Here is a 25,689-nt window from a genome sequence, read left to right as displayed (position 1 = left end):
TGTCTCACCGGACGCAGTTGATGGGGTACTCGGCGTTGCGTACGCAGCGCCACACACTAGACGTTGCACAGGCCACCGTGGCCGATGGGTGCAGCCCCCTCAGGAAGACAGCCCCAAGCCGCTCGAATGAGAGAATGATTGAGTGATTGATCCCAAGAACATCGATCTTCCTGACTTCCTAGTTGCCTGGTACGGCGCTCCCAGCAGAAGCGCAACACCACTTCCCGACTCCTGCGGCTGGCTTCCCGATCCACTAAAGGAATGGCATACGCTGACTTCGCAATGGGAGAAGCGACTCATGTTCACAACGTCAATGATCCCACCCGAAAGAATCAAAATCGCCGAGGATGGCAAAGCCATCTTCATGGCGGACGCTACGGGTGACTGGTGTTGGTGCATCGATCCCCATGACCCGGACGCTGTTTTCAATGCCGAGCGTTATGAAACCTGGGACAGGAACCCGGAGCAGCTTACTGAATTTCTCATATATAATACCGTAAGAGAAGTTGTCTACGGCGCCACCGCCAAAGTCAAGGCTCTTGCCGTCCCTGAAGAGACACTGACTAAAATCCTCGCCCCCATGGAAGAATTTGCGTGCAGCTCCTGGAAGTGGCCAACGCCAGATGAGCGGATCTTCCTAGGGAGCGCCACGCTCGCGGAGATAGTCAAGGCTGACTCCGGCTCAGGCTGGAACGTAGAGGTGTCTGCATCGAAATTCAGCCACCTTGCTCACCTCGAAATAATTACTGAAGTGAATTGGCAAAAGTAGGCGACATAGCGAAAGTTTGTGTGACATTAGAACGGGATCCACAAACTTCTCGCACAACATCCGGGTTCCGGACGTGAACCCCTACGCGACCCAGCAGTAGACGCTCTGGCCCTGGCGTCGGGCGGTGATGGTGAGAGCAGAGAGATCCCCTAGGATCTCTTCGGCGATCTCTGGGGCGATGGTCTCGCCGTCTTCGGCGCGCGCTCGGATCCATGCAGCCGCGAGGTCACGCAACCTGGAGTGCTCGGCTTCCGCGAGTGCAATGAACAGGCGCGGCGAGATCGCGAAGACGACGCTGCCGTCATTCTCCTCACCGGCGACGATACGCGGCTCGCCAGCGCCGATGAGTTCCTCGAAGCTACCGCCCGCAAGCAGGCATTCCCACTCGACCACGGCCTCCTCAGGATCGAAGTTGCCCAAGGAGAGTGACTCGAAGGCCCGTTCTGGGCCAGCGGGGAGAGTCAGAGCCGCTGATGCGTCGTCAGACGCCACGAAGAACTTGACGATGATGCTCACCCGGGCATCATGCCTGACCACCGACGCTCATGGTCGGCCGGACAAGGCCTGAGTGCGCAAGGGGGTAGTCACGCTGTCGCCGACCTCCTTCCCTAAGCCGGCCTACGACACCGCCCAGACGAGAGTGGCCGAGGTGTCGGGGTCGATCTGTGGGTGGCGGTCAAGGACGTGCATTCACCTCCCTACCGGTGTGCGGGGGTTGGCCGTGAGGCCGGGGGCCAGTTGCGGGTACTGAATGGTTCTCCCTCCATGACCGCTGCCAGCGCTTGCTCCACGTGTGGGATCACTTGGGGAGGTAGCTCGGTGGGGTGTGCCCAGAGCAGTTCTGAGCACTTGTCTCGTTCGGCGATGTATGGCGTGCCTGTCCAGCGGGAGGCGGCGAAGTAGAAGTCGCTCACCGCGCGGCACGGGCCGGGCAGGCTTTCGGAGTAGCGGTGCATCACGTGGACGAATCGTGCGTCGCCGGGCTCGACGTCGACGCCGACTTCTTCGCGGGTCTCGCGCAGTGCCGCCGTCAGCACGTCCTCGCCCGGCTCGATCCGTCCGGCCGGAGGTGCCAGCCAGCCGTCGCGGTATCCGGTTCCGGAGCGGCGGATCAGCAGCACCGCCTCGTCGTCGCGGAACAGCAGCATGTGCGGGGCGATCCAGGAGGCGTACCAGCCTCCGGCCGCCAGCTCGGCCAACGACGAATCGGCGTGCTTGGGTTCGGCCATGGTGATGATTCAACCCCTTCCGGTAGTGGTGCGGTGGGTGATGGGGCAGTCAAAACCGTGGGGCTGGGCGGTGGTTAGTTGAGGGTGTCTAGGGCCTTGAGGATGTCGGTCGGTTCGGCTCGGGTGGTGTAGTCGGTGGTGATGAAGGCCCAGCGGATCGTGCCTTCTCGGTCGATGACGTAGGTCGCCGGTAGGGGCAGTGTGCGTGCGTGGCCGGCGTTGGAGTGGTGCAGGTCTATGCCGAGCTTCTTGTAGACGGTCGCCAGGTCGTCGGGGAGGTCGAAGGCCAGGCCGTACTGCTTGGCGGTGTCGCAGCCCAGGTCGCTCAGCACGTCGAAGGCCAGTTCGTGCTTCTCGGCCAGGGACAGGGACTCGTCGGGGATTTGTGGGGAGACGGCGACCAGGCGCGCTCCTCGGGCGGTGATCTCGGCGTGGTGCTGCTGCAGGGAGCGGAGGGCGATGTTGCAGTACGGGCACCATGCGCCGCGGTAGAAGGTCAGGACTACCGGGCCTTCGGCGAGTAGGTCGTTCAGGGCGACGTTCTGCCCGGTGGCTGAGGGGAGGGTGAAGGTCGGGGCCTTGGCACCTACCGTCGCGGCGCTTTCGGTCTGGTTGGACTCGGCTTGTTCGCGGGCCGCTCGCTGCATCACGGCTCGGACCTCGGCGGGAATCTGCTTCTGGCGGCTCTCGTAGAAGGCGCGCAGTTCGGCGTTGACGCTCATGGGTCTTCCTCCACGTGGATCTTGGAACGGTTGGTTCAAGATAGACGGCTGCGAGCGCTGCGCGCCAGACCTGGGGCGGAGTATCTTGGAATTTCCGTTTCAAGATGGGAGTGCACCGTGCCGGACATCAAGCACTTCGATCCGGACACGACCCTGGAGACGGTCGTGCGGCTGTTCTGGCGGCAGGGCGTTGCCACGACCGGCGTCCAGGACATCGTGAACGCGACCGGCCTCAACCGCTCCAGCCTGTACTCCACCTTCGGCGGCAAGCAGGAGCTCTACCGCGCCGCGCTGGAGCGTTACGTCCAGCAGCGTTCGCGGCCCGCTCTGGAACGGCTTGCTGATGATGAGCGTGGGCTGCCTGCTGTTACCGACTTCTTCGCGGCGTTGATCGAGGCGCGTTGCACGGGTGAGCACGCTGGGTGGGGGTGCATGGTCTCTAACGCTCATGCGGGAACTGAGAACAGCGATCCTGACGTGCGGGTGCTCTTGGATCGGCAGCATCAGTGGTTGCGTGATGCTCTGCGTTCGGCGCTTCTGGTCGGTCGTGGGCGAGGGCAGCTTGCAGGTGGAGTTGATCCGGAATCCGCTGCTGATGTTCTGGCCCTGTTGGCGCATGGGGTCAATCTGCGTTCGCGGGCCGGGGCCGATGCGGGGCAGTTGCGGGCGACCGTTGCGGCGGCTATCGACGCGGTTACTGGTGCGAACCGCTCCTCAGGGCGTGGCCAGTAGCGTTTCCATCATGTCTATCCACGCGTCGATGTAGCTGTCGTCGTCGATCTCCGGGAATGGTGAGACCGCTTCGGGGCCGAACGCTATGTGCAGCGTCTTCCTGGATGTCAGCGCGCCGAAGCCGATCGACGCGATCAGCGGTGCGCGTTCCTCGGGCAGGCCGGCTCGTCGTAGCAGGTCCGCGAACTGTTGCAGTGCGGTGCCGAAGATCGCGTTGCATGCCTCCCCCAGCAGGCCGGGGTGGTTGCGGCTCTCGGCCGCCATGATCTGGATGAGTTCCCGTTCCCGGTCCAGTTCGGCCAGCGTGTAGCGCGCGAAGACGGTCAGCTCGGCCCGGATGTCGCCCAGCGGTCCCAGCGCGTCCTTGATCGTGCGGACGGCGTCCAGGCGGGCGAGCTGGCGTGCGATCCCGGCTTTGAGCAGGTCTTCCTTCGTGCGGAAGTGGTGGTAGATGCCGCCCGCGCCGGGGGTCAGCCCGGCCGCCTTCTCTATCTGGGTGATGCTCGTGCCCCGGAAGCCCCGGGTGCTGAACAGCTCCATGGCGACATCCAGGATGCGGTCCCGCGTCGGGACGGCGGAGCTTGACGGCTGCATGCTCCTAAGTAAACACTGAATTGAGGCAAGAGACCACTTTCGGAGGCTCGGATGACCGAAGAACCCCGGGAAAGAAAGGTCCGGAGCGGCCGCATCAGCCGCACCGCCCCGCTGGTCGCGCTGGCCGGACGCACGGCGGGCGAGGCCGTCGTCGCGGCGCTGCGCGGCGGTGACGCCAAGGCCGAGTTCCACCGCCGCGCCGCCGAGCGGTACACCGATCGGTTGGGCCGATCCAGGGGTGTGCTGATGAAGGCCGGGCAGCTCATGTCGGTTGTGTCGTTCGGTCCGGGTGGTGGGGAGGGTTCGCCGTATCAGGCGGCGCTCGCACGGTTGCAGGACAGTGTGGAGCCCATGCCGCCGGAGCTGGCGTTGGAGACGTTGGAGGCCGGGCTCGGCCGTTCAATGTCTGAGGCTTATGCCGAGTTCGACCCCGTGGCCTTCGCCGCCGCGTCCATCGGGCAGGTGCACCGAGCCCGGCTCCACGACGGCCGTCCCGTCGCCGTCAAGGTCCAGTATCCCGGCGTCGCCGACGCGATCCGGGCCGACCTCGCCAACGCCGAGCTGCTGGCCACCTTCGTCCGGCTCGGCCAGGCCACCGTCCCCATCGCGCAGACCCGCCACCTCGACGTGCGCGGCATGGCCCGCGAGATCGGCGACCGGATCGGCGAGGAGGTCGACTACCTCAACGAGGCCGCCAACCAGCGGGACTTCGCCGACATCTACCGGGGGCACCCGTTCGTCCACGTCCCCGAGGTCGTCTCCGAGCTGACCACCCGGCGGGTGCTCACCACCGACCTCGCCACCGGCCTGCGCTTCGCCGACGCCGTCCGGGCCCCGCAGGAGCTCCGGGACCGGTGGGGCGAGGCGATCTACCGGTTCTCGCTGGGCAGCCTGCACGAGTTCGGGCTGTTCAACGCCGATCCCCATCCTGGCAACTTCCTCTTCCACGAGGACGGCACCATCACCGCGCTGGACTTCGGCTGCGTGAAGCGGTTCCCCGACGAGCTGGCCCGCACGATCCGGACCTGGCTCACCGCCTCGGTCGCCGGTGACGCGGCCACCGCCTTCGACGCCTACGCCTCCGGCCTGACCGGGGACCGGCCCACCGACCAGTTGGACCCGCAGGCTTTGTTGGCCTGGACGCGCGGCTTCCTCACCCCGATCGTCTCGCCCCAGCCGTTCACCTACACGCCCGAGGTCGCCGCCCGGATCGCCCGCGAGGAGTTCAACCCGGTCGGCCCGCACGCGCCGACGTTGCGCTGGATCTCCCTCAGCCCGGAGATGGCCATGCTCAGCCGCATCGACACCGGCATGACCGGCGTCCTCGGCGAGTTGCGCTCCGGTGGGGACTGGCGCGCCCTGTTCGACGAGATCTTCAAGGTCGGTCCGCCCGCCGGGCACTACGGGCGGGCGCACGCCGACTTCGTCGCCGAACGCGGGCTCGTCCTGAAGCCGGAGGCCGACCATGTCTGATCCCGTCGTGACGGCCGAGCCGTACGTCCGGTGGGACGCGGAGGCGCAGGCGCACGTGGTCACCGGCCACGAGGAGGCGCTGGCCGTGCTGCGCGGCGACGGGTGGAGCAGCGATCCGCGCGACAACCCGCTCGCACCGCCCGAGCTGCGCGACGCCCCGCCCGGCCTGCTGCTGTTCATGAACGCGCCCGAGCACACCCGGCTGCGCGGCTTCCTCAGCCCCGCGTTCACGCCGCGCGCGATCGAGGGGCTGCGGCCGCGCATCGCCACCATCGTCGAGGCTGTATTGGACGGTCTGGACGGCCCGGACGCCGACGTGCTCGCCGACGTCGGGCAGATCGTGCCCCTCGCCGTCATCGCCGAACTGCTCGACGCCGGGACCGACGGCGCGGAGCTCTTCCTGCGCTGCACGCCCGACCTGTTCCGGTTCCTGGAGATCGGCGCCTCGGCCGAGGACCTGCGCCGGGCGACCGAAGCCGCCACCGAACTGTCGCTCTTCCTCACCCCGTTGATCGCTGAGCGCGTCGCCATGCCTGGTCCGGACCTGATCAGCGCCATGCTCGCCGTGCCGGACGGCCCGTCCATCGCCGAGGTCTACGCCACCTGCCTGCTGCTGCTCACCGCCGGGCACGAGACGACGGCCAATCTCATCGCCAACGGGACCCACGCTGTGCTGACCACGCCCGGCGGGCGCGCGGCGCTGCTCGCCGACCCGGACCGTGCTGTGGCTGAGATCGTCCGGTTGGAGGGGTCGGTCAAGCTGATCGGCCGGACCGCCACCGCCGACCACCTGCTCGACGGGCATCGGGTCGCGGCCGGTGAGTTCGTGCTGCTGCGGCTCGACGAGATCGCCCGCGACCCTCGGCTACGCGCCGATCCGCAGCGCCGTGATCTGGGACGCGACCCGGGGCAGAGTCTGGCCTTCGGCGCGGGTGCCCACTTCTGCCTTGGCCACGCGCTGGCCCTTGTCGAGACCACCGAGACGCTGGTGCGTCTGTTCACCCGCTTCCCGGCGTTGCGTCTCGCTGGGGCGGTGCAGCCACTCGACTCCTCGACGTTCCATCGCCTGCGCTCCCTGCCCGTCTCTCTGTACTGACGCCGCGTCATGGCCGAGCACGTCGACGCGCAGAGCGCGACGGCGTGCTCGGAGCATCACGATGGCCGGGTCAGGCGAGCCGCTGCCGCTCTCCGGTCTCGGCGGCCTTCTTCACGGCGTCGAGCAGCCGGTGGGTGCGGACCGCAGTGCTGAAGTCGGGTTCGATCGGCTCTCCCGTGCGGATGGCGCGGGCCAGGTCGGTGTAGACCTGGTGGACGTTGCCGACGGCGACCGGCGCGCCGGGAAGGATCGGGCGATGGCGGTCCGGCACGGGCAGCACGGCGGGCGGTTCGGAGCCCGTGTGGTGGTGGAGCGTGAACTCGGGGCCGACCAGTGAGTCGTCCGACGCGCGCAGCACCAGGCGTCCCGTCCGTCCGTGGACCTCGATCCGGAAGCCCTGCCCGGCCGGGCCGCCGGTCATGAAGTGCGCGGAGGCGGCCGCGCCGGACTCCAGGGAACCGCCGAGCACGATCTGGTCGGGAGAGGTCACCTCGATCGGCTCGCCGGTCTCCTCCACCGTGACGCGGGTGATGCGGGTGGCCAGCGTCGCCGACAGTTCGGTGAAGCCGCCCACCGCCGAGCAGAACATGTCGAGGGAGTGGCCGCCCACCACGGCGAGGTGGTTGACGCCCTTGGTGCGGTCGAACAGGGCGCTGTACCGCTGCGGCCACGCCTCGGGCGCCGCCAGCGAGTAGGTGAGCGACGCGGACAGCACGTCGCCGATCGTCCCGTCCGCGAGCAGTTCGCGGAGCCGGCGGATCGCGGGATGGTGCCTGCTCTGCAGGCCGACCGCGTGCCGGACGCCCGCCTCCTCCGCGCTCGCCCGGAAACGTTCGGCGGAGGCGGCCGACAGCGCGAGCGGCCATTCGCAGTAGACGTGCTTGCCCGCCGCGATGGCCGCCTCCACGAGACCGTCGCGCCTGGTCAGCTGGACCGCGATGACCACCAGGTCGACGTCGGGGCAGGCCATGAGCGCGTGCGGGTCGTCGAAGGCGTGCCGCGCTCCCCAGACCCGGGCCGCGGCGCGCGCCGACTCCATGCCCGTCCCCGCGACCGCGGTGATCTCGTAGTCCGGCCGCGCCGAGAGCGCGGGCAGGTGGACGGCCCGTCCCCAGCCCCGCTCGGCGCTCGCGCCGACCACTCCGACCCGGATTCTGTCCGCCATGTCGTTTCCTCTCTGCCAGGGTGTGGGTTCAGTGAACGGTGGCGACCGGGGCGGGCGTCGCGACGGCCTGCGGGGCGTCCCTGAGGACGTGCCAGGCCACGGCCCAGGCGAGGAACACCAGGCCGGCCGCGACCAGGAAGGCCGTGCTGTAGCCGTCCCGCAACGCCGTGACGGCCTGCACGCCCCGGTCCGTCAGGGCGTCGCTGCGCGCCGTGGCCACCGTCGCCAGGACGGCGAGGCCGACGGCGGCCCCCGCCTGCTGGGCGGTGGTGTTCAGGCCGGAGGCCAGCCCGGCGTCGGCGGGCGCGGCGCCCGACATGGCCCGCATGATCATCGCCGGGACGGCGAAGCCCATGCCGAGCCCCTGGACGAGCAGGGCGGGGGCGACGTCGGTCCAGTAGGCCCCGTCCACCGGCGCCCGGCTGAGCAGCAGCAGGCCCAGACCGAGCGCGAGCAGCCCCGCGAGCAGCACGCGGCGGGTGCCGAACCGCGCGGTGAGCCGGGCCGACAGGAACAGGGACACCACGCCGATCACCAGTGGGGCGGGCAGGAAGGCCAGCCCGGTCCGCATCGCGTCGAAGCCGAGGACCCGCTGGAGGTACAGGGCGTTGAGGAACTGGAAGCCGAAGCCGGCGGCGAAGACCAGGACCACCACGATGTTGGCGCCCGAGATCTCCCGGCTGCGGAAGATCCGCAGCGCCAGCAGCGGCCGCGCCGTCCTGGCCTGCCGCAGCACGAACGCCGCCAGCAGGACGACCGCGACCGCGCCCCAGGCAGCCAGCTCCCCGGCGCTCCGCCCGTCCTCGGCGATCTGCGAGATGGTGAAAACGCCGAGCGAGAGGCCCGCGGTGACCAGCACGGCGCCGAGCACGTCGATCCCGGCCCGCAGGTCGACCGGTTCCCGGCCGGCGAGCAGTCCGACGCCGGCGGCGAAGGCCAGCGCGCCGACCGGCAGGTTGACGAGGAACGCCCAGTGCCAGCCGAGCGTTTCGGCGATGGCGCCGCCGGCGATCAGTCCCGCCGAGGCGCCGCCGGCCGAGACGAAGCCGTAGACGCCCATGGCCCTGGCCTGCTCGCCGGGCTCGGGGAACAGGTCGGTGATCATGCCGAGGATCACCGCGGAGGCCAGCGCGGCCCCGACGCCCTGCAGGAACCGGCCGGCGATCAGCATCTCGGGTCCGGCGGCCAGACCGCACAGCAGGGAGGCGAGGGTGAAGACGGCCAGGCCGGCGAGGAACACCCGCCTGGCGCCGATCAGGTCGCCGAGCCGTCCCGCCAGCAGCAGGAGACCGGCGAACGCGATCAGGTAGGAGTTCACCACCCAGGACAGGCCGCTCTGGGAGAAGCCCAGGTCGCCCTGGATCGTGGGCAGGGCGACGGTGACGATCGTGCCGTCCAGGATGATCATCAACTGCATGGCGCAGAGCACCAGGAGCGCGGCCCCTCGGGACCTGGTCCGGTTCATCGGGTTTCCCTTCTCGTGAAAACACGACACGTGTCGTGTCGTTGAACTGGAAGGGATTGTCAGGGGTGGGCGTGCCTCCTGTCAACACGACACGTGTCGTTTCCTGTTAGACTGCGGCCATGACGACGGCTCCCGACCCGCGCAGGCGCAACGAGAAGAGTCACCGGGCGATCGTGACGGCGGCGCTGGACCTGTGCGTCGAGCGCGGCTACGGCCAGGTGACCATGGAGGCCATCGCGGCGCAGGCCGGCGTCAGCAAGAAGACGATCTACCGGTGGTGGCCGTCCAAGGGCGCCGTCGTCCTGGAGGGGATCGCCGAGCTGGTCGGCGAGGTGACGCCGTTCCTCGACACCGGCGACATCGTCGCCGACCTGACGACCCAGCTGACGGCCGTCCTCGACCACATGATGACCGGCCCGCGCTCGGCCGTCTACGCCGGGGTCATCGCCGAGAGCCACCACGACCGGGAGCTCGTCGGCGCGCTGTCGGCGATGGTCGGTCCGCGGATCGAGGCCGCGCGCGAGCGGTTGCGCCGGGCGCGCGAGCAGGGCCAGCTGGCCGCCGACGCGGACGTGGACCTGATCATCGACCTGCTGTACGGGCCGCTCTACTACCGGCTGCTGCTCCACCTGGAGCCGTACTCCCCCGAGCGCATCCGCATGGTGATCGAGCGCACCCTCGCCGTGTTCGCGCCGCCCGCCGAGTGAACCAGGGGCCGCAGGCGGTTCCGGCTCCACCCACAACGCTTGGTTGTCTGACGTCGGCGTCGGTTGTTCGACACCGCACGGCGGGCTCCGGTCTGATGAACCGTGCCACGGGCTCCGGTCTCATCACTCAAGGAGAGCCATGACCGTTACGACCCCTGCGCTGGATCCTCGGACGTCCGCGCTGCTCCTCCTGGACTGCCAGCAGGCGGTTCTGGGCTCGCTGCCTGAGGCTGACGCCTTGCTGTCACGGTTGACCGAAACCGTTGCCGACATGCGTGCGCACGGTGCCGTCATCGCGCACGCGCGCGTCGGCTTCACTGAGGACGACTGGGCGTCGGTCCCGTCCGCCAACAAGATGTTCTCGCTCATCGGCCAGCAGCGCCTTCTGCACTACGCCGACCCCGCCACGGACTTCCACGACCGGCTCGTTCCCGGGCCGGACGACATCACCGTCCGCAAGACGCGCTTCGGCGCGCTGTCCACGACGGACCTCGACCGGCGGCTCCGGGATCGCGGGATCACGACGCTGGTCATCGCGGGCGTCAGCACCAGCGGCGCTGTGCTGTCCACCGTCACCGACGCCGCCGACCGCGACTACCGGCTCTACCTGCTGTCCGACGGCGTCACCGATCCGGACCCGGAGGTTCACCGGGCTCTGGTGACCGGCGTCTTCCCTCGTCTGGCCCACGTCATTGACGGCACTGAACTGCGCGAGTTGCTGCGCGTGGGCGGCTCCGAGTCGTCAGAACAGGAGACCGAGATCCCCTTGACTGGTGGCAAGATCACGGAAGGGGTCGTCCGCGTCGGGGACACGGTGCGCCGGCCGGTCGGGCCGCACTCGCCGTTCGTGCACCGGCTGCTCCGGCACCTGGAGGACGTGGGGTGCGACGCCGCGCCGAGGCTGCTCGGGATCGACGGCAAGGGCCGCGAGATCCTCGGCTTCCAGCCCGGTGAGACCACGAGCGACTTCCGGCCCCGCGACTGGTCTCCCGCCCAGATCACCGCTGCGGCCCGGTTGTTGCGTCGGCTGCACGACGCGACCGCGGGCACGCCGATCACGTCCGGCGAGGAGACGGTGTGCCACAACGACTTCTCCCCGCTCAACGTCACCTTCGTCGACGGCCTGCCCGCCCGTGCCTTCGACTTCGACCAGGCCGCCCCCGGCCCGCGCGCGCGTGACGTTGCCTACGCCGCCTGGTTGTGGCTGTTCGGCGTCGAGATCGTCAACCCGTTCGGCCATCAGGTGGCCCTCCTGCGCACCTTCCTCGACGCGTACGGGCTCGCCGACGAGCACCGCCGGGACTTCGGGCGGCAGATCGTCGCCCGCGTCGAGGCCGAGCGCGACTTCCACGAGCGCGCCGGACGCGTCATCGCTCCCGGCTCGTGGCTGGACCAGGAGATCGTCTGGTTGAAGGAGCACGCCGACGCCATCGGCCGCGCGCTGGAGTGATCCCTCACTTCGTCTGCGGCGGCTGGCGGAAGGTCATCCACCGCTGGTCGTAGTAGGAGAAGGACGGAGCCGTGTTGCCGGTGACGAGGATGTCGCGGATCGGGGCGTCCGCGGTGTACGCGGCGATCCCGATCCCCGTCCTGACCTTGCCCTGCGCGTTCGGGCGGAGCGGGCCGACGGTGTTGCCGGTGATGTCCACGGTGGTCAGCGGGTTGACGCCGGAGTTGGCGCCGCGGACGTAGACGCCGCCGTGGCAGTCGGTGATCCGGTTCCCCGTGATGGCCAGGGCTTCGGTGTTGAACGGCGTGATCGCGTCCCAGAGGCTGCCGGTCACCGTGTTGTCCTCGATCCGGACGCGCGAGTGCCGGACGTTGGGCACCGCCGTGTGCGAACCGGTCAGGGCGCCCCACGCTCCCTGCGACCCCGACTGGGCGCACTCGTTCCCGATGATGCGGATGTCGGTGCAGGGCGTGTTGTCCTTCGCCCCCGCCCAGGTGTTGGCGCTGCCCGCCAGGTCGAGCTGGACGGCCTCGCCGTGCCAGAGCTTGTCCACGTACTGCGGATCCACGATCCAGCCGAACAGCTTGCACTCCTGGACGGTGGCGTTCCGCACGGCGTTGAGCTCGATGGCGTGCCACCACTTGACGTTGTACATCGTGACGCCGACCAGTTCGACGTTGGAGGTGTGCTCCATCGTGATGCCGTTCATCGCCGGGGCCGTGGTGCCGTTCTGGAGGTACTGCCAGACGGGATCCCAGGAGCCGCCGGTGATCCTGATGTTGCCCGGGGCGTTGTACCCGCCGGTCGTCGCGCCGGGAACGTGGTTGAGCACCATCGTCTTGGCGGTGCCCGACGAGACGAAGTCGGCGACGAACCGGGCGTCGGTCGCGTCGAGGTGGGTGTTGCCCGGGACGATCAGGTTGGCCCGCAGGACGTGGCGGTGCGCCGCCTTGGCGCGGACGATGATCCGGCCCTTGTCGTCGCGCCCGGCCAGCCCGGCGATGCCGTTCGCGGCGTCGTCGAGCGCGTGGCGCAGCGCGACGACGGTGCCGTCCTCGCCGGCGGGATAGGGGTTGACGGTCCCGGCCGCCCGCCGGGTCGCGGACGCGGCGCGGGCCGACGGGACGAGACCGCCGCCCAGCAGCGCGGCGCCTGCGGCGATCCCGACTCTGACGGCGTCCCGGCGACCCAACTCCACGATGGTTTCTCCGATCACGAATGGCACACGGAACCCGCCGCCGAAGCCCGCCGCAAAATATTGCACGTGCCATTTCGCGAGCGGCCGGTGCGCGGTTTCCGGATTGAAACACGCCCAAGATCGTTTGGTCAAGGCGCGGGTACGTGGCCGATGCGAACCCTTTTTGGCCTGTCCCGGCCAGCGATTTCACCGGCGGCCGGCCGCCGATTCGCCGCCAAGTGTCATCTGACTGGCCGGAGTGACCCAGCGTCACGAAATGCACCCGCATTCACTCCCGCGGCCCGGAGCACGGGAAAGGGAGGCCCTTGACGAAGTGATCATTCCCGTGGCAGCGTCGGGACCCGCCACGAGCACGCATGGGAAAACCGGTGGATTGGCGGACATGACTCGTTCCTTCGTTGCCTCCATGACGGTCGCGGGCGTGGTCGGCGCCGTCGTTCCGCTGCTCAGCACGCCCGCCACGGCGGTCACCGGCGTCCGGGAACTCACCGCGAACCCGGCGCCCGGCTACTACCGGATCCGCAACTTCGGCAGCGACAAATACCTGGCCATCGGCGCGAGCAGCACCGACAACGGGGCGCACGCCGTGCAGTGGGAGTACACCGGCAGCGACGGCCAGCTCTGGTACATCAACGCCGACCGGAAAATCATCAACGCCAACAGCCGGAAATGCCTCGCCATCGGGAACGGCAGCACCGAGAACGGGGCCCACGCCGTCCAGTGGGACTGCCTCGACTCCAACTCCCAGCGTTGGGAGATCAGCGAGGCCGGTCACATCCGGAATGTGGGGACCGGCAAGTACCTGGCGATCGGCGCGAGCAGCACCGAAAACGGGGCGCACGCCGTCCAGTGGGCCTACACCGGGAGCACCGGCCAGCGCTGGGTCTGATCCGGCCGAAGCACACCCCAGGGTTCGCCGCGACCGGCGATGCGCGCGGGGGATCCTGGGAGCGGACGTGCGCGCTCCCGGCTCGACGCGGTCGCGTGCGGTGTTGCGGTCGGGTGATCGGGCTGGTTATCAACGCGGCGAAAAAGGGGATTCCGGTGGTCGTGGCGCGTTCCCTCCCGCACAGTGGTTGTTGAAGGACAAGCATGTGATCGGCTGTGGGAGGGCGTTGCGGTGAGCGCTCATGGTCAGGTCGAGGACGGGCACGAGCCCGCTCGTAAGGACGGCGGGCCCGATGGTTTCGGGGCCGCCGGGAACGGCGACGGGCCGGCCGGCTTCGAGGCCCTGCCCGTCACGGTGCATCAGGCGGCGGGGATGATGTCGGTGCAGCTGGCGGCTTCGCTCGCCGACGCCTACCGGGTGTTGTTCGCGCGGGCCGCCGCGTCGGGCGTCCCGGTGGAGGAGGTCGCCGGGCAGGTCCTCGGCCGGCGGCTGCGCCTGGGCCCGGCCGATGTCGCTCAGGCGGACCGGCCACGCACCCAGCCGGACGACTGATCGCGTCGGCGGCGCGCCGGTCAGGATTCGGCGGCGGACAGCGCGTCGATGGCCTCGTCCACGGTGGTCCGGAACGTGAAGATCTGGTTCAGGCCGACGATGTGGAAGACGCGCGTCAGGTCGGGGTTCAGGCCGACCAGGATCAGGCGGGCGTCGTGCTGCTGGGCGCGCTTGTAGGCGCTGACCAGCACGGTGATGCCGGTGGAGTCGCAGTAGGAGAGGTCGCTCAGGTCGATGACCACCGGCGTTTCGGGGCTGAAGGACGTCTCGCGGATCGCCTCGGTGAGTTCGGGAGCGGTGTGGTGGTCGAGTTCACCGCTCACGGCCAGCACGGTGGCGCTCGAGGGGTGCGGGCGCGGGATGGCGGTCAGGGTGCGGTCGGTCACCTTGTCTCCTTCGCGGGGCGGGGAACGCTGGCCGTCGGGACGGAAAGGGCGAGCAGCGCGGTGTCGTCGCTGATGCCGCTGCTCAGGTCGTCGAAGAGTTCGTGCACGGTGGCGAGCAGGCCGTCGGCTCCCCGCGTGGCGTCGGCGGCGCGGTCGGCCAGGTAGCGGGCCAGCCCGTCCTCGCCGAGCATGTCGCCGGCGGCGGTGCGGGCCTCGGTGAGGCCGTCGGTGTACAGCAGCAGCGCGTCCCCGGGGGCGAGGCGGGTGGTGGTCTCGACGAAGTGGGGGGCGGGCAGCAGGCCGATGAGCTGGCCGCCGGTGGTGGCGATGGCCTCCACGGAGCCGTCCGCCCGCAGCGCCAGCGCCGGAGGGTGGCCGCCGCCGGCCAGGGCGATGCCGAAGGAGCCGTCCGCGGCGGCGTCGAGGACGCCGAACACGGCGGTGCAGAACCGGGGGGCGTTGCCCTGGTGTTCGCCTTTGAGAACGGCGTCGAGATTGGTCAAGGCGGCGCGGGGGTCCGGATCGTAGATGGCGGCGGCACGCAGAGTGTAACGGGTCAGGGAGGTCAGGGCGGCGGCGTCGGCGCCCTTGCCGCACACGTCGCCGAGGAAGAACGCCCAGCGGCCGTCGTCGAGGGGGAACAGGTCGTAGAAGTCGCCGCCGACCTCGTCGGAGGAGGCGGTGTGGTAGGCGGCTGCCGCTTGCAGGCCGGGCACGCTGGGCAGGGCCGGGGGCAGCAGGGTCCGTTGCAGGGTGCGGGCCAGGCGTTCGGCGTCGGCGCGCCGCCGGCGTTCGGCGGCCACGGCGCGCAGGGCGGACAGGCGCGCTTCGAGTTCGTCCATGACGAGCGCGGCCAGGTCCCGCAGCGCCTGGAGCTGGTCGTCGGTGGGGCGGCGGCGGGGGCGGGTGTCGAGGACGTTGACGGTGCCCAGGCCGTGCCCGTCGGCGGTGGTGATGGGCGCGGCGGCGTAGAAGCGCACGCCCGGGTCGCCGTGGACGAAGGGGTGGCCGGCGGCGCGCGGGTCGGCGCGGGCGTCGGTGACGACGTACGGCTCGTCCTGGAGGGCGGCGGTGGCGCACAGGCCCGGCTCGCGGCCGGTCTGCTCGACGCCCGGCAGCCCGTGGGCGGCCTTGAACCACACGCGGTCGCCGTCGACGATCGACACCGTGGCCATGGGCGCGCCGAGGATGCGGGCGGCCAGCGACGCGATCCTGTCGAAGGTGCCGTCGGGCGGGGTGTCCAGGAGCTGGTAGCGGCGCACCGCGGCGAGCCGCCGCTCCTCGGCCGTCGCCGCCGGTTCCGCGTCCCGGTGAAAGGGACGCTCGGCCACCGTCATGTCTCTCCCGCCCACCTTCACCTGCCGTGCCGCCAGCCCGGGGGTCTGGCTGGATTATCCTACGGAATGCGCCGATGATCCCTGTTGCGACCTCGGGGCGGCCCCGCGCCGCGCCCGGTCGGGCGGTCCACCGCGCGTGCCGCCGGGCGGCATCGCGGAGTGGCCGGGCAGGCGGCGCTCCACGGTGGGTCCGAGGTGAACGAAGGGGTGTCCAGTGACGCGTTCGGAGGATGGCGGGCCCGCCCTGCCACCGGCCACCGGAGCCGACGTGTTCACCGCCGACGCGACGGTCGGCGCGGACCTGGCCCGCGTGGACTGGGCGGCGACCCCGCTCGGCGCGCCCGGGACCTGGCCGCAGAGCCTCCAGACGGCCGTGAGCATCCTGCTGTCGTCGAAGTTCTCGATGTGGATGGCCTGGGGCCCGGAGCTGACGTTCTTCTGCAACGACGCCTACCGCCGCGACACCCTGGGCCAGAAGTACCCGTGGGCGCTGGGACGGCCCGCCAGCGAGGTGTGGGCGGAGATCTGGGGCGACATCGGCCCCCGCATCGACGCCGTGCTGTCCACGGGGCAGGCCACCTGGGACGAGGCCCTGCTGCTGTTCCTGGAGCGTTCGGGCTATCCCGAGGAGAGTTACCACACCTTCTCCTACAGCCCCCTGCGCGACGACGACGGGCACGTGGTCGGCATGTTGTGCGTGGTCAGCGAGGACACCGAGCGGGTCATCGGCGAGCGCCGGATGGCGACCCTGCGCGACCTCGGCTCCGACCCCAGCGTGGTGCGCACCGAGCAGGAGATGCTCGACTTCAGCAACGAGCAGCTCGGCCACAACCCGCACGACCTGCCGTTCACCCTGACCTACCTGTTCCAGGACGACGGTGGCGCGCGCCTCGCCGCCGCCACCGGTGCCCTCGCCGGTCCGGCCGCGCCGGAGAGTCTCCCGGCCGGTTCCGAGCAGCCGTGGCCGATGGCGGTCCCCGCCCGCGAGGAGTCCGTGCTGATCCCGCTGGACGGCCCGCCGTTCGCGGATCTGCCGACGGGCGCGTGGCAGCAGCCGCCCGTGCAGGCGCTGGTGGTGCCGCTGCTCCAGAAGGGCGGCGTCCCGTACGGGTTCATGGCGGTCGGCCTGAACCGCTATCGCGCCCTGGACGAGGGTTACCGCGGCTTCGTGGAGCTGGTCGCCGGGCACGTGGCCACCGGCATCGCCAGCGCGCGCAGCTACGAGGCGCAGCAGCGCCGGGCCGAGGAGCTGGCGGAGCTGGACCGGGCGAAGACGACGTTCTTCTCCAACGTCAGCCACGAGTTCCGCACCCCGCTCACCCTCATCATGGGGCCGGTGCAGGAGCTGCGGAGCCGGCTCGCCGACGCCGACCCGCGCGTGCGCGAGGAACTGGAGGTCATCCACCGCAACGGGCTGCGGCTGGGCAAGCTGGTCAACACCCTGCTGGACTTCTCCCGCATCGAGGCGGGCCGGATGCAGGCCGGTTACGAGCCGGTCGACCTCGCCGCCGTCACCGGCGAGCTGGCCAGCGTCTTCCGCTCCGCCATGGACAAGGCGGGCCTGGACTTCCAGGTCGACTGCGCGCCGCTGCCCGAACCGGTCCACATCGACCGGGGCATGTGGGAGAAGGTGCTGCTCAACCTCCTCAGCAACGCCCTGAAGTTCACCTTCGAGGGTTCGATCCGCGTCACCACGCGCGCCGAGGGCGGCGAGGCCGTGGTGACGGTCGAGGACACCGGCATCGGCGTCGCCGCCGAGGAGATGCCCCGGCTGTTCGAGCGGTTCCACCGCATCGAGAACGCCCGCTCCCGCTCCAACGAGGGCAGCGGCATCGGCCTGGCCCTGGTGAAGGAGCTGGTCGGCCTGCACGGCGGCACCATCACCGCCACCTCCGCCGAGGGCGAGGGCACCCGCTTCACCGTCCGCCTGCCGTTCGGCTCCGCCCACCTGCCCGCCGACGCCGTCCGCGCGGAACCGGCTGCGGACGTGTCGCCCGCCACCGCCGACCCCTTCGTGCAGGAGGCTTTGCGCTGGTTGCCGGGCGAGCAGGCCGACCCTGCGCCCGCCGGGATCGGGGCGGGCGCGGACCCGGCTCCCGACGGCCTGGCGCCCTCCCCCGGCCTCTCGGCGCGGGTGCTCGTCGCCGACGACAACGCCGACATGCGCGACTACCTCGCCCGCCTGCTGCGCAGCGCGGGCTACCAGGTCCAGACGGTCAACGACGGGCAGCAGGCCCTCGACGCCGTCCGCGCCGACTCGCCCGACCTGGTGGTCAGCGACGTCATGATGCCCGGCCTGGACGGGCTGGCCCTGGTGAGCGCGCTGCGGACCGACCCCCGGACCGCGGCGGTGCCGGTGCTGCTGCTGTCCGCCCGAGCCGGGCAGGAGGCGTCCATCGAGGGCCTCCAGGCCGGTGCCGACGACTACCTCGTCAAGCCGTTCGCGGCGGCCGAACTCCTCGCGCGCGTGCGCGCGAACATCGAGCTGGCGCGGCTGCGCGGTCACCACGCCCGCTGGCGCACCGCGCTGGTCGACTCCCTCCAGGAGGGGTTCTTCGTCTGCGACGAGGGCGGCGCGGTCATCGAGATCAACGCGGCGTTCACCACCATCCTCGGCTACGGCCCGGAGGACCTGCCCTACCAGCCGGTCCACCCCTGGTGGCCGGACGCCGCCGCCGATCCCGACGCCCACCGCCAGTTCGCCGACGCCTTCTCCGGACTGCTCGACCGGAGCCGGGGCAGCTACACCATCCCCGTCACCCACCGGGACGGGCACCGGTTGTGGATCAGCGCCACCTTCAACCAGGTGCGGGACCCCGACACCGGCCGCACCGTGATCGTCGGCACCTTCCGCGACGTGACGTCCGAGCACTACGCCATCCAGCGCGAGAGCGCGCTCGCCGCCCTGGGCGCGTGCCTGTCCCGGGCCGCCAGCCTGCCCGAGGCGCTGGACGGCGCGCTGGCCGAGCTGAAGAAGTTGTGGCGGGCCAGGGGCGTCAGGGCCGCCGTCTTCGGCCACGGCGACGAACCCGCCGTCACCGCCACCGACGCGCCGCTCACCTGGCGGGACCTGCCCGCCGGGCACCGCGAGACGCTGGAGGGTCTGCGCGGGCAGCCCGCGCTCACCCCCGTCGCCGCACCGGACGGGGCCGGTGTCCTGCTGGAGCACCCCGAGGGCCCGCTCGCGCTGTGGATCGACCTGGGCGAGCGGCGTCCCTTCAGCGGCGAGGACCAGTTGTTGCTGTCCCTGCTGGGCGGCCACCTCGCCCAGGGGCTGGCCCGCGCCCACCAGATCGACCAGCAGCGCGAGACCGCCATCGCCCTCCAGCGCGCCATCCTCGGTCCCTCCCACCTGCCCGAGGGGTTCGCCGTCCGGTACGAGCCCGCGACCCAGCCGTTGGAGGTCGGCGGCGACTGGTACGACACCGTCACCCTGCCCGACGGCCGGATCGGGATCGTCGTCGGCGACTGCGTCGGCCGCGGCCTCGAAGCCGCCAGCGTCATGGGGCAACTCCGCAGCGCCTGCCGGGCCCTGCTGCTCCAGGACGCCAGCCCCGCCCAGGCGCTGATGGCCTTGGACCAGTTCGCCGCCGGGGTCCCCGGCGCGGCCTGCACCACCGTCTTCTGCGGCGTCCTCAACCCCGAGACCGGGGAGCTGACCTACTCCAGCGCCGGTCACCCGCCCGGCATCCTCGTCCACCCCGAAGGCAGCACCCGCCTGCTGGACGAGGGACGCTCCCTGCCCCTGGCCGTCCGCCCCGGCAGGCCGCGCCCCGAGGGCACCTGCACCATCCCGGCCCGCTCCACCCTGCTGCTGTACACCGACGGGCTCGTGGAACGCCGCCGCCGCCCGCTCAGCGCGGGCATCGACCAGGCGGGCGAGGCCCTGCAGCACGGCCGGAACACGGCGGTCGACGACCTCGCCACCGACGTGATGGCGCGGCTCGCGCCCGCCGACGGCTATGACGACGACGTCGCCCTGCTGCTGTACCGCCACCCGGCCCCGCTGGAGATGTCGTTCCCGGCCGAGTCGGCGCAGCTCGCGCCCGTCCGCAAGGCCCTGCGCGGCTGGCTCGACCAGTGCGACCTGCCGCCGGGCACCGTCCAGAACATCCTGGTCGCGGCGGGCGAGGCCTGCGCCAACGCGATCGAGCACGGCCACCGCGACGCCCCCGGCGACGCCGTCTACTTCCGCGCCGAGGCCTTCGTCGACAACCTGCACGTGCGGATCGTCGACTCCGGGCGCTGGAAGACCCCGCAACCCGAACTCAACACCCACCGCGGCCGCGGCATGGGTCTGATGCGCGCCCTGATGCAGCAGGTCACCGTCACCCCCGGCCCGTCCGGCACCACCGTCGACATGCACACGAGGATCGCCTGATGACCACGCCCCTGACCCTCACGCCTGGCCGGCGGCCGGACGGCACGGCCCTGCTGACCGCGGTCGGCGAGATCGACATGAGCAACACCGGCGACCTGGCCGCCGCGCTCGACGGCACGCCCGGTCCCCTCGTCCTCGACCTCACCGGCGTCGAGTACCTCGACAGCGCGGGCCTGAGCGTGCTGTTCCCGCACGCCGAGCGCCTGGAGCTCATCGCGGGCCCCCTGCTGATGCCCGTGCTGACCATCTCAGGTCTCGCCGAACTCGCCACCGTCCACGAGTAGTCCGCGTGGTCCGAGTGGACGCGACGAGGGGCGTCCCAGGTGGGACGCCCCTCGTCGCGTCGGGGTCACCGTCGCGTCGGGTTCACTTCAGGATGGGCAGCTTGCGGACCAGGGCGGTGTTGCCCCACCAGCGGCCCAGGCCCAGGGTGTCGCCCGCGCCGACCAGGGCCAGGCCCACCAGGACGATGGTGTAGACGAGGTGGTCGTCCAGGAAGGGGTTGTTGGCGGGCGGCAGGACGGCGGTCCACATCAGGACCAGCAGCAGGCCACCGGCGACGGCGGCGGCGCGCATGGCGACGCCCAGCAGCAGGGCGGCGCCGATGCCCGCCAGGCCGATCATGAACAGCCAGTCGGCCCAGGTCTGGCCGGCCAGGTCATGGTAGAGCCCGGCGAAGGGGCCTTCGGGGCTGTTCTTCAGGAAGCCCATCGTGGGGCTGCCGCCGTCGGTCCACGCCTTGGCGGCGGGGGTCTCGTGGCCCAGCCCGAAGGTCTTGTCCAGGAACGCCCACAGGAAGATCCACGCCAGGGCGATGCGGGCGACCGCCCACACGTGGGCGGCGGCGGTGGCCGACGTACCGGTGGGCTGCTCGGCGGGGGTGCGGTTGCGGCGGGTGGTGACGGCCATGGGGGTTCACCTCGGTGTGCCGTTCGGGGCTGACACCTATGACTCAACCGCCACGGAGGCGGGCGCTGTAGGTACGAAGGGCGGCGGGTCCGGGGGACCTTGGTCCGCAAGCCCAGGGACGCCCGGCCCGGGACCGGACGCCGTCCGGGTGATCGACTGGAGGCGTGTCCCCGCCGATTCCAGGGAGCGTTCCGATGGCACCGACCGCGTACGCGACACCGCACCTGACCGGCCCGGCCGCCCAGGACCGGACCCGGCTGGACGCGCTCAGCGGACCCGTCCGCCTCTTCACGCCCGCCATGGCGGCGCACCTTCCCGCACCGGCGCGCCGCTGGCTCCTGCACGCCGTCCGGCCGGGCACTCCCCTGCTGACCTCGGTGCACCTGGCGATGCACGGCCGTATCCGGCTGGGCGCGTGGTGGGACTTCCGGGCGACGCAGCTGCTGAAGCCGTCCACGGGGTTCGTCTGGGCCGCGACGGCGCATCCGTTCGGCCTGCCGGTCAGCGGGTTCGACCGCTACCAGGACGGGCGGGGCGAGATGCGGTGGCGGCTGCTCGGCGGCGTCCCGGTGATGTCCGGGGGCGGTCCCGACATCACGTTCAGCGCGGCGGGCCGGATGGCCGCCGAGTTCGTGATGGTGCCCGCGTTCGCGCTGTCCCCGCAGGTGGCGTGGGAGGCGATCGACGACGCGCGGGCGCTGGCGCGGGTGACGGTCGGCGGCCGGGTCTACGCCGTCACCTTGACGGTGGCCGCCGACGGGGCCCTCGAATCGGTGACGCTGCCTCGTTGGGGCGCGCCGGGCAAGGGCGGCTTCGGTGAGCACGTCTTCGGGATGCGGGTGCGGCGCGAGGCCACGTTCGGGGGTTTCACCATCCCTGCGGAGGCCGCTGCGGGCTGGTGGTACGGGATGGATCGGTGGAAGGACGGGGAGTTCATCCGCTTCGCCCTCGACGAGGTCGCCTACCGCTGACGCGTCGTCCCGTCCGGCCCTGTGACCGGGTTCTCGATCGGGGACGGCGTGCTTTCCGAGGGGAGGGGTATCGTCCGATCAGACGATCACGATCTTCCCGGAGCGACCTTGCCGCGCATCACTTCCGAGTCCCGCCTGTCCGCCGTGCTGGCCGGGCTGCCCGGCTGCCCGAGGGTGGTGGCGGGAGGGAACTTCGCCACGCCCCGGCGGGCCCTGGAGATCCTGGACGCCGCGCTCGCCGAGTACCGGCTGTTCATGCTGAACGCCCAGGGCGAGCTTCCCGACCGGCCCGGCGTGGTGCTGGAGACACCGTTCGTCGGGCCCGCCATGCGCGGGCACGGGAACCTGCGGTACTTCCCGTCGCGGCTGTCGCTGGTACCGCTGCTGCTGAAGGACGCGCTGCCGCCGGACGTGGTGGTGGTGCAGACCTCGCGGCCGGTGGACGGCACGGTCTCGCTGGGCATCGAGGTCAACATCCTGCCCGCCGCGATCGAGGCGGTGCGGGCGCGCGGCGGGCTGGTGATCGCCCAGTTCAACCGGCACATGCCCTACACCTACGGCGACGCGGTGATGGCGGTGGAGGACATCGACCACGCCATCGAGCACGACGAGCCGCTGCCCGTCCCGGCGCCGCGCGAGCCCACGGCGGTCTCCCACGAGATCGGTCGCCGGGTGGCGGACCTGGTGCCCGAGCAGGCGACGCTGCAACTGGGGATCGGCGGGGTGCCCGACGCGGTGCTGGCCTCGCTCCAGGACCGGCGCGGCCTGGCGGTGTGGTCGGAGATGTTCAGCGACGGGGTGCTGGGGCTGGAGAAGGCGGGCGCGCTCGCCCCGGACGTCCCGGTCACCGCCTCGTTCGCCTTCGGCGGCCAGGAGCTCTACGACTGGGCCGACCGCAACGAGCGGGTCCGCATGTTGCGCACCGAGAAGACCAACGACCCGGGCCTCATCGCCCGCCGTCCCCGCCTGGTGTCGGTGAACTCCGCGCTCCAGGTGGACCTGTTCGCGCAGGCCAACGCCAGCCGGGTGCGGGGCGGGATCTACTCGGGGTTCGGCGGGCAGACCGACTTCGTCGTCGGGGCGCTGCACTCCCCCGGCGGCCGGGCGATCATCGCGTTGCCGTCGTGGCACCCCCGGGCCGACGTGTCGACCGTGATCCCCCGGCTGGCCGGTCCGGTGACGTCCTTCCAGCACAGCTTCATCGTCAGCGAGCAGGGCACCGCCGCGATCTGGGGGCGCGACGCCGCCGACCAGGCGCAGCAGATCGTGGACGGGGTGGCGCATCCGGACGCGCGGGACGAGCTGCGCGAGCAGGGCCGCCTGCTCGGTTTTCCTTTGCGCTGAACTTCGTCTAGCGCGCGTCGGCGGGTGATCTGCCGTCGCTCGCGGACGCCATCCCGGCGCAGGCCGCCGTCACGGAGTCGGGACGGCACGCGAACAGCGCCCCGTCGGCCAGCGGGGAGCCGGGCGGGACCGGACCGGCGACGAGCAGCGGCGTCCCGTGGTGCATGGCGCAGATCGCGCCCATCTCCTGGGTGGTGAACGCGCCGCCGTCGATGCGCACGTCCACCACGACGTCCACCTTGCTCGCCAGCAGCGGGCACCGGTTTCGGGCGGTCAGCCCGGCGCACGGCCAGGACGCGTCGCCTGGCGGATGGCAGAAGTCCACGTCGTGGCCCTCGGTGGCCAGGATCGCCCCCAGGGTGTGCGCGTCACCGGGCGTCTTCTCGGTCACCAAGATCCTCATCGTTCCCACCGGTCGTCGGCAGCCAGGGCGTCCCACCCTGCCCGACCGGCGCCCGGGACACCAGGGACCTTTGTCCCTACCTGGGGAGGCATCGTGGTCCGGGTTTCAAGCACTGGCACCTGCGCGCCACGGGCTTGCCGCGTTCCCTCCGGTGGCCGAGCGTGGAGGTGGCGGCCGTGCCACCGGACGCCTTTCCGCAGGTCAGCAACCCGAAAGGAAGGTCACCATGGGATGGACCGGACATATGGTCGTCTGGCCCAGCGACGAGACACCGTCGCCGGCCGAGGCCGTCGAAGCACGACTCGACCGGCCCGAGACCGGCGACGGCCGGCAGGACGACTGACCGCCCGTCCGGGCGGGAGAGGGAGGAGACGAGCATGGGATACATGATCGGCGCTCAGGTGCAGTCCCCCACCGACGCGGGGGTGACACCGGCCGAGGAGGTCCTGCTCGACCGGCTGGAGGACACCGGCGAGCAGCAGCGGGACGACTGATCCGCCCCGCGACGCGTTCATGACCGGGTGAGGAGCCCCCTCCGCTCCTCACCCGGTCGCCGCCCCTTAACGCTAGGGCCCTCTCCGGGGCTGGAGGCGCAGCGATGACAGATTCGGATCCGATTCCCGGCGGCACCATGGCACCGAGCGGAACCCCGTCCGGCGCGGCGGCACGTCCGCAGGCGGGAGAACGCGAGTTCAGCCTCGCCATGGCGTGGGAACTCGGCGGGCAGGCCGTCGCCGAGGCGGGGCTGACCGCTCGGCTCACCGATCTGGGCGACGTGTGGCGCTGCATGTTGTACGGCGCCGACGGCCGTCCCGCGCCGGACGGAGGAGGCAACGGCAAGGGGCCCGCCGCCGACGCCCGGGTCGGCGCGCTCTTCGAGGCGCTGGAACACCATCATTCCGGTGCCGCCCGGCTGGACGGCGACCACCTCGTGCTGCGGCGCGTGGCCGACCTCTTGGACGGCCCGCTGGCCGGTGACCCGGCCCTGGCGGCGCTGGAGCCCGGTGGCGAGGTCGCCTGCCGCGTGCACACGGCGGTGACCGGCCCTGGCACGCTGGACGTCCCGGTGTACCTGCAATGCCCCGGCTACTTGGATCCCGACCTGGCCGAGCTGCGCCGCCAGGTCGGCGACACCTGCGACTACACGTCGGCCGCCCGTTACAGCTCCAATAACGGGACCGCCATTGGAGCCACCCGCGCCGAGGCCCTCGTCCACGCGCTGGCCGAGGCCGTCGAACGGGACGCGCTGTCAGTCCTGCTGGCCGCCACCTTCCTGACCGCCGCGCCACCGCCGTTGAGGCTGGTCGATCCCGCCACGCTGCCGGACGACCTGGCCGCGCTCCACCGGTACGCCCGGGAGCGCTTGGCCGGGCCGGTGCACCTGATCGACATGACCACCGACCTGGGCGTTCCGGCCTACCTGGCCCGGACCACGGCTGCTCCTTGGCACCGCCGGGCCCTGGACGGCCGCGCGCCGAAGGACGTTCTGTCCCTGCTGGGCATGGGCGCTTCCCTATCGTCACACCACGCCGCCCGTCGCGCGTTGGCCGAGCTCCTGCAGGCCACCGCGCTGGATGACCAGCTGCGGCCGGTGCCTCGCGACCTGTCGCATCTGCACGGCCATCCCCGCCTGCTGGCCGCCGCCACCGTCGATCTCACCGACCACCTGCCCGGCGCGACCACCACCGCCTTCGTCGCGACTTCCGCGCCTGCCACTCCCGAGCAGCACGCCCGGCATCTCGTCTCGGTGCTCGCCGAGCAGGGGCACACCCCTTACGTCCACGCGCTGCACACCGCTTCCAACGGCGTGAGCACCATCGCCGTGGCCGTGCCGGGGCTGGACCGTTTCTTCGGCATCACGAGCGGCAACGCGGTCATCCCCGGGCCACGAGCGCGACGCCTCGCGGCCCGCTGAAC

At 71.1% G+C, this 25,689-nt stretch carries 24 protein-coding genes; 13 read left to right on the top strand and 11 right to left on the bottom strand.

Annotated features, from left to right (window positions below; genetic code table 11):
* Window positions 1-142 precede the first annotated feature (142 nt).
* Window positions 143-769: a hypothetical protein gene (locus tag AH6_RS43685; protein WP_157431442.1), complete on the top strand. Its 627-nt coding sequence runs from the start codon at window positions 143-145 to the stop codon at window positions 767-769.
* Between the two features lie 81 nt (window positions 770-850).
* On the opposite strand, the gene AH6_RS13330 is transcribed toward AH6_RS43685, so the two are convergent.
* The 3 genes from AH6_RS13330 to AH6_RS13320 all read right to left on the bottom strand — a co-directional run bounded on the left by AH6_RS13330 (window position 851) and on the right by AH6_RS13320 (window position 2,720).
* Complete coding sequence (locus tag AH6_RS13330) at window positions 851-1,285, bottom strand: hypothetical protein (protein WP_067479072.1); 435 nt, start codon at window positions 1,283-1,285, stop codon at window positions 851-853.
* Window positions 1,286-1,467: 182 nt separating this feature from the next.
* Window positions 1,468-1,998 (bottom strand): NUDIX hydrolase, encoded by a 531-nt coding sequence (locus AH6_RS13325; RefSeq protein ID WP_083982733.1) that lies wholly within the window; start codon window positions 1,996-1,998, stop codon window positions 1,468-1,470.
* A 74-nt stretch (window positions 1,999-2,072) separates the two neighbouring features.
* Complete coding sequence (locus tag AH6_RS13320; RefSeq protein ID WP_067479070.1) at window positions 2,073-2,720, bottom strand: peroxiredoxin-like family protein; 648 nt, start codon at window positions 2,718-2,720, stop codon at window positions 2,073-2,075.
* Window positions 2,721-2,837: 117 nt separating this feature from the next.
* On the opposite strand from AH6_RS13320, the gene AH6_RS13315 reads away from it, so the two are divergent.
* Window positions 2,838-3,452 carry a TetR/AcrR family transcriptional regulator gene (locus AH6_RS13315; RefSeq protein WP_067479068.1) on the top strand — a complete coding sequence of 205 codons (615 nt, stop codon included), beginning with the start codon at window positions 2,838-2,840 and terminating at the stop codon, window positions 3,450-3,452.
* Here the strand turns inward: AH6_RS13315 and AH6_RS13310 are convergent.
* The gene (locus AH6_RS13310) at window positions 3,435-4,046 is read right to left on the bottom strand and encodes a TetR/AcrR family transcriptional regulator (RefSeq protein WP_067479066.1); all 612 of its coding nucleotides are present in this window, start codon (window positions 4,044-4,046) and stop codon (window positions 3,435-3,437) included. The genes AH6_RS13315 and AH6_RS13310 overlap by 18 nt on opposite strands.
* A gap of 51 nt (window positions 4,047-4,097) precedes the next feature.
* Between AH6_RS13310 and AH6_RS13305 the strand changes: the two genes are divergently transcribed.
* Entirely contained in the window at window positions 4,098-5,519 is a 1,422-nt protein-coding gene (locus AH6_RS13305; RefSeq protein ID WP_067479065.1) for an ABC1 kinase family protein, read from the top strand.
* Entirely contained in the window at window positions 5,512-6,615 is a 1,104-nt protein-coding gene (locus AH6_RS13300; protein WP_067479063.1) for a cytochrome P450, read from the top strand. Before AH6_RS13305 ends, AH6_RS13300 begins: the two co-directional genes overlap by 8 nt.
* Before the next feature lie 70 nt (window positions 6,616-6,685).
* Here the strand turns inward: AH6_RS13300 and AH6_RS13295 are convergent, their stop codons facing one another.
* The gene (locus tag AH6_RS13295) at window positions 6,686-7,780 is read right to left on the bottom strand and encodes a Gfo/Idh/MocA family protein (protein ID WP_067479061.1); all 1,095 of its coding nucleotides are present in this window, start codon (window positions 7,778-7,780) and stop codon (window positions 6,686-6,688) included.
* Between the two features lie 28 nt (window positions 7,781-7,808).
* Window positions 7,809-9,245 (bottom strand): DHA2 family efflux MFS transporter permease subunit, encoded by a 1,437-nt coding sequence (locus AH6_RS13290; RefSeq protein ID WP_067479059.1) that lies wholly within the window; start codon window positions 9,243-9,245, stop codon window positions 7,809-7,811.
* A gap of 119 nt (window positions 9,246-9,364) precedes the next feature.
* On the opposite strand from AH6_RS13290, the gene AH6_RS13285 reads away from it, so the two are divergent.
* The gene (locus AH6_RS13285; RefSeq protein ID WP_067479057.1) at window positions 9,365-9,952 is read left to right on the top strand and encodes a TetR/AcrR family transcriptional regulator; all 588 of its coding nucleotides are present in this window, start codon (window positions 9,365-9,367) and stop codon (window positions 9,950-9,952) included.
* 139 nt (window positions 9,953-10,091) lie between these two features.
* Window positions 10,092-11,402: an isochorismatase family protein gene (locus tag AH6_RS45290; RefSeq protein WP_067479055.1), complete on the top strand. Its 1,311-nt coding sequence runs from the start codon at window positions 10,092-10,094 to the stop codon at window positions 11,400-11,402.
* Between the two features lie 4 nt (window positions 11,403-11,406).
* On the opposite strand, the gene AH6_RS13275 is transcribed toward AH6_RS45290, so the two are convergent.
* Complete coding sequence (locus AH6_RS13275) at window positions 11,407-12,618, bottom strand: right-handed parallel beta-helix repeat-containing protein (RefSeq protein ID WP_067479053.1); 1,212 nt, start codon at window positions 12,616-12,618, stop codon at window positions 11,407-11,409.
* A 364-nt stretch (window positions 12,619-12,982) separates the two neighbouring features.
* Here AH6_RS13275 and AH6_RS13270 point away from each other — a divergent pair, with 364 nt between their 5' ends.
* The gene (locus AH6_RS13270; protein ID WP_169807843.1) at window positions 12,983-13,489 is read left to right on the top strand and encodes an RICIN domain-containing protein; all 507 of its coding nucleotides are present in this window, start codon (window positions 12,983-12,985) and stop codon (window positions 13,487-13,489) included.
* A gap of 231 nt (window positions 13,490-13,720) precedes the next feature.
* Window positions 13,721-14,041: a hypothetical protein gene (locus tag AH6_RS13265; RefSeq protein ID WP_067479050.1), complete on the top strand. Its 321-nt coding sequence runs from the start codon at window positions 13,721-13,723 to the stop codon at window positions 14,039-14,041.
* A gap of 20 nt (window positions 14,042-14,061) precedes the next feature.
* On the opposite strand, the gene AH6_RS13260 is transcribed toward AH6_RS13265, so the two are convergent.
* Together AH6_RS13260 and AH6_RS13255 are read right to left on the bottom strand one after the other, a co-directional pair.
* Window positions 14,062-14,427, bottom strand: coding sequence for an STAS domain-containing protein (locus AH6_RS13260; protein ID WP_067479048.1), 366 nt, complete (start codon window positions 14,425-14,427; stop codon window positions 14,062-14,064).
* Window positions 14,424-15,764 carry a PP2C family protein-serine/threonine phosphatase gene (locus AH6_RS13255; protein WP_067479046.1) on the bottom strand — a complete coding sequence of 447 codons (1,341 nt, stop codon included), beginning with the start codon at window positions 15,762-15,764 and terminating at the stop codon, window positions 14,424-14,426. The genes AH6_RS13260 and AH6_RS13255 overlap by 4 nt, the downstream gene beginning before the upstream one ends.
* 214 nt (window positions 15,765-15,978) lie before the next feature.
* Between AH6_RS13255 and AH6_RS13250 the strand changes: the two genes are divergently transcribed.
* Together AH6_RS13250 and AH6_RS13245 are read left to right on the top strand one after the other, a co-directional pair.
* Entirely contained in the window at window positions 15,979-20,145 is a 4,167-nt protein-coding gene (locus AH6_RS13250; RefSeq protein WP_067479044.1) for a SpoIIE family protein phosphatase, read from the top strand.
* Window positions 20,145-20,429 carry an STAS domain-containing protein gene (locus tag AH6_RS13245; protein ID WP_067479042.1) on the top strand — a complete coding sequence of 95 codons (285 nt, stop codon included), beginning with the start codon at window positions 20,145-20,147 and terminating at the stop codon, window positions 20,427-20,429. The genes AH6_RS13250 and AH6_RS13245 overlap by 1 nt, the downstream gene beginning before the upstream one ends.
* Before the next feature lie 82 nt (window positions 20,430-20,511).
* Here AH6_RS13245 and AH6_RS13240 read toward each other — a convergent pair whose 3' ends face one another.
* The gene (locus tag AH6_RS13240) at window positions 20,512-21,054 is read right to left on the bottom strand and encodes a hypothetical protein (RefSeq protein WP_067479040.1); all 543 of its coding nucleotides are present in this window, start codon (window positions 21,052-21,054) and stop codon (window positions 20,512-20,514) included.
* A gap of 194 nt (window positions 21,055-21,248) precedes the next feature.
* Between AH6_RS13240 and AH6_RS13235 the strand changes: the two genes are divergently transcribed.
* The gene (locus AH6_RS13235) at window positions 21,249-22,025 is read left to right on the top strand and encodes a DUF6544 family protein (protein ID WP_083982729.1); all 777 of its coding nucleotides are present in this window, start codon (window positions 21,249-21,251) and stop codon (window positions 22,023-22,025) included.
* 108 nt (window positions 22,026-22,133) lie between these two features.
* On the top strand, window positions 22,134-23,369 hold the full coding sequence (locus AH6_RS13230; RefSeq protein ID WP_067479038.1) for an acetyl-CoA hydrolase/transferase family protein: 1,236 nt from the start codon (window positions 22,134-22,136) through the stop codon (window positions 23,367-23,369).
* Window positions 23,370-23,376: 7 nt separating this feature from the next.
* On the opposite strand, the gene AH6_RS13225 is transcribed toward AH6_RS13230, so the two are convergent.
* Window positions 23,377-23,760, bottom strand: coding sequence for a hypothetical protein (locus AH6_RS13225; RefSeq protein ID WP_067479036.1), 384 nt, complete (start codon window positions 23,758-23,760; stop codon window positions 23,377-23,379).
* A 610-nt stretch (window positions 23,761-24,370) separates the two neighbouring features.
* On the opposite strand from AH6_RS13225, the gene AH6_RS13220 reads away from it, so the two are divergent.
* Entirely contained in the window at window positions 24,371-25,687 is a 1,317-nt protein-coding gene (locus AH6_RS13220) for a YcaO-like family protein (RefSeq protein WP_083982727.1), read from the top strand.
* Window positions 25,688-25,689 lie beyond the last annotated feature (2 nt).

Origin of the sequence: Actinomadura hibisca NBRC 15177, assembly GCF_001552635.1 — a bacterium.
In the GTDB taxonomy this organism is placed as follows: domain Bacteria; phylum Actinomycetota; class Actinomycetes; order Streptosporangiales; family Streptosporangiaceae; genus Spirillospora; species Spirillospora hibisca.
The sequence above is the reverse complement of the archived record's forward strand: the minus strand, read 5'-3'. Positions and strand labels throughout refer to the sequence as shown.